Source organism: Bacillota bacterium, assembly GCA_040754675.1.
Lineage (GTDB): Bacteria > Bacillota > Limnochordia > Limnochordales > Geochordaceae > Geochorda.
This window is the reverse complement of sequence record JBFMCJ010000519.1, coordinates 1-2812: the sequence shown is the minus strand read 5'-3', so window position 1 is coordinate 2812 and position 2812 is coordinate 1. Positions and strand designations below refer to the sequence as shown.

At 64.9% G+C, this 2812-nt stretch carries 4 protein-coding genes, 1 tRNA gene and 1 riboswitch; of the genes, 2 read left to right on the top strand and 3 right to left on the bottom strand.

The window, feature by feature from the left end; genetic code table 11:
* Positions 1–36: 36 nt before the first annotated feature.
* Positions 37–126: riboswitch (cyclic di-GMP riboswitch) on the bottom strand.
* 246 nt (positions 127–372) lie between these two features.
* Positions 373–723 (bottom strand): winged helix-turn-helix domain-containing protein, encoded by a 351-nt coding sequence (locus AB1609_20080; protein ID MEW6048741.1) that lies wholly within the window; start codon positions 721–723, stop codon positions 373–375.
* Between the two features lie 117 nt (positions 724–840).
* Here AB1609_20080 and AB1609_20075 point away from each other — a divergent pair, with 117 nt between their 5' ends.
* Both AB1609_20075 and AB1609_20070 read left to right on the top strand, forming a co-directional pair.
* Positions 841–1830 carry a sodium-dependent bicarbonate transport family permease gene (locus AB1609_20075; GenBank protein ID MEW6048740.1) on the top strand — a complete coding sequence of 330 codons (990 nt, stop codon included), beginning with the start codon at positions 841–843 and terminating at the stop codon, positions 1828–1830.
* A 77-nt stretch (positions 1831–1907) separates the two neighbouring features.
* Positions 1908–2597: a TrkA family potassium uptake protein gene (locus AB1609_20070; protein ID MEW6048739.1), complete on the top strand. Its 690-nt coding sequence runs from the start codon at positions 1908–1910 to the stop codon at positions 2595–2597.
* A gap of 15 nt (positions 2598–2612) precedes the next feature.
* Here AB1609_20070 and AB1609_20065 read toward each other — a convergent pair.
* Both AB1609_20065 and AB1609_20060 read right to left on the bottom strand, forming a co-directional pair.
* A tRNA-Thr gene (locus AB1609_20065) sits at positions 2613–2687 on the bottom strand.
* Positions 2688–2697: 10 nt separating this feature from the next.
* Positions 2698–2812, bottom strand: a 115-nt coding sequence (locus tag AB1609_20060) for an RNA polymerase sporulation sigma factor SigH (protein MEW6048738.1), incomplete at its 5' end; no start/stop codon positions are given.

Sequence of the window (2812 nt, the reverse complement as noted above, 5' to 3'; positions counted from 1 at the left end):
GTTGCCAGATCCGACTCCAACCCATCTGCCGCGGCCCCTGGCAACCGGCTGCCGTAGTGGCTCCTCGCCACCGTAGGCCCTGTGGCTTTGTGCCCCTGGCTTTCGCCAGGTTTACCCTGAGCAGGTTCCGCGCCGCACTATGTGTCTTCGCTGCTGGACTACTTCTACAAAGGCGGCCCAACTCCTTCCATTTTCGCGGATCCTTCAGGGCCGCGCCGATCTTCTCGCGGGCCGCGTCCTCCTAAACGGGCTGCCGGCAATCTCCAGCCCGGGTGCCTCTCGCCGCGCGGCCGCAGGCCGCCTGGCCGAGAGACCGGCGAACCGGCAGCGATCCCGCCCCGCGTCCGTGACGCGCCGCCAAGCCGGTCACCGTCAGCTCGCCGCCCCACCGAAGGGCGTCCGTCGTGAGGGTGCCGGCCTAGCCGCTTCCTCCTGGCCCTCCAGGGAAGCACGATCGTCGAGCATTTCCAGCAGGTCTCGAATCGTTAACCCCTTTTGGGCCGGATGGCGCAGCGGCCGATCCAAATGAAGTTCGTAGCGGTTACGGCGGCCCTCTCTGTGACGGGTCAGGTAGCCTGCTGCCTCCAGGTCGTGAATGATCTTCTGAGCCGCCCGCTCGGTGATACCGACCCGTTCCCCGATCTCCCGAGCCGTTATGGACGGGTTTTTGGCGATGCACAAGAGCACCTGGGCGTGATTGCTGAGAAAAGTCCACTGTTTCATGCTGCTTTCCCCCGAAAGCCTCAGGATACCGGCTCAGGATCGTCCAGGAGCTGGTTGATGGATCTGGTATAGCGCACTACAATTCGTGAACGTAAATTCGTGAAAGTGGTGCACGCAGTGCAAGGTTTTCTCTCCTCGGCGTTGGAGAACCTCTTGTCACCCATGATCCTCTTCTTTGCGTTGGGGCTGCTGTCTGGCACGATCCGGTCGGATCTCGTGATACCCAGGGGCCTGGTCGCGGGTGCGTCCTTGTACTTGATGGTGGCCATCGGCTTTCGAGGAGGAGCGGAGTTAGCCCGGGAAGGGTTATCGGATCAATTCGTAGCCACGGCCAGCGCCGGGGTGCTCCTGGGGTTCGTCGTGCTCCCCGCCACCGCCTTCGCCATCCTCACGAAGCTTGGCCGCCTGGATCCCGTCAACGCCGGCGCGATCGCGTCTCACTACGGCTCTATCAGCGTCGTCACCTTCGTTACCGCTGCAGGTTTTCTGGTCCGGAGGGGTTTGTCTGCGGAAGGCTTTATGACTGCGGTCATGGCGCTCATGGAGGCCCCGGGAGCCATCAGCGGCATCCTGCTGGCACGCCGGTACGGTCGCCGGCAGGCCGACCCGGGTCAAGACACCACCTGGGCCGCCGTTCGGGAGACCGTGCTTGGCGGCCCTTCCCTCGTGCTGGTCGGTAGTCTGGTCGTCGGCGCTCTGGCCGGGGAGAAAGGAGAGCGCCTCATGGAACCCTTTGTGGTCGAGCTGTTTCCCGGTGCACTCTCCCTCTTTCTGCTGGAGATGGGCCTGACAGCGGGCCGGCAGGTGGGCGACTTTCTCCGGGTCGGTCGGTTCCTGGGCACCTTCGGTGTGGTCATGCCCCTGGTTGGCGGCGGCCTCGGGGTACTGATCGGCTCCCTGATCGGCCTCAGCATCGGTGGGACGACGCTGTTTGCCGTCTTGGCCGCCAGCGCCTCCTACGTCGCGGCACCTGCGGCGGTGCGCCTGGCGCTACCCCAGGCTAACCCGGCCCTATCTATCACGCTGGCCCTGGGAGTGACGTTTCCGTTCAACGTCCTTCTGGGCATTCCGCTGTATTACACGATGGCCAGCTGGCTGCAGAGATAGAAGGGGTGGTCAGCAATCTCGACGGCCGTGCGCGGGCCGCACACTCGGCACCGCCGGGGAGGAGGCATGCCATCCTCATGGCTCTGATGCGCCGGCGGCGGGCTCGGCAGTTTGCGGTCATCGGCCTTGGCCGGTTCGGGTCCAGCGTGGCAGCTAGCCTTTACCGGCTCGGACAGGAGGTTCTGGCGGTCGACACCTCCGAGGAACGCGTTCAGGAGGCGGCGCCGCATGTCACCCATGCCGTTCAGGCCGACGCCACCGATGAGGAGGCCATGAAGGCGCTGGGCATTCGCAACTTTGACGTGGTGGTGGTGGCCATCGGTGAACTCGAGGCGAGCATCCTGGCCACCTCCGTGGTGAAGGGTCTGGGTGTCCCGTGTGTGGTGGCCAAAGCGCTCAGCGAGCTTCACGGGCGCGTGCTCGAGCGCGTGGGCGCCAACCGGGTGGTCTTTCCGGAGCGGGACATGGGCATCCGGGTCGCCCACAGCCTCGTGTCCGGCAACCTCATCGACTACGTGGAGCTGGTGCCCGGCTGTAACATCGTCGAGGTGATAGCCCGGCAACCTTTCGTGGGTCGTTCACTGAAGGATCTGGACTTCCCCGCCAGGTACGGCATCAACATTCTGGCCATCAGGCGGGGCAACCAGGTTATCGCCGTGCCGGGGGCGGACACGGTCTGGTGGCCATGGGCGAGGACAACCGGCTGCGGGTCATTTCGTCGTCGCCCGTTTCATGAGCAGGATGGGCTGAGGCGGTCCCAGTCGTGACGGCCCTTTTTCCACTGGAGCCGGCGACAGGAGTCGAACCTGCACGCTCCCGCTTACAAGGCGGGCGCTCTGCCGTTGAGCTACGCCGGCCCGGGAAGGCTTACGGGTACATCTCTTGCTCGCGCCGCTCGAGGTACCGCTCGAGCTTGCGCTTCACCCGCTGGAGCGCGTTGTCCACCGATTTTACATGGCGGGAGAGGTCGTCGGCAATCTCC

Coding starts and splice junctions, on each gene's coding strand:
- AB1609_20070 (MEW6048739.1), top strand. CDS start 1,908: ATGGCTCTGATGCGCCGGCGGCGGGCTCGGCAGTTTGCGGTCATCGGC.
- AB1609_20080 (MEW6048741.1), bottom strand. CDS start 723: ATGAAACAGTGGACTTTTCTCAGCAATCACGCCCAGGTGCTCTTGTGC.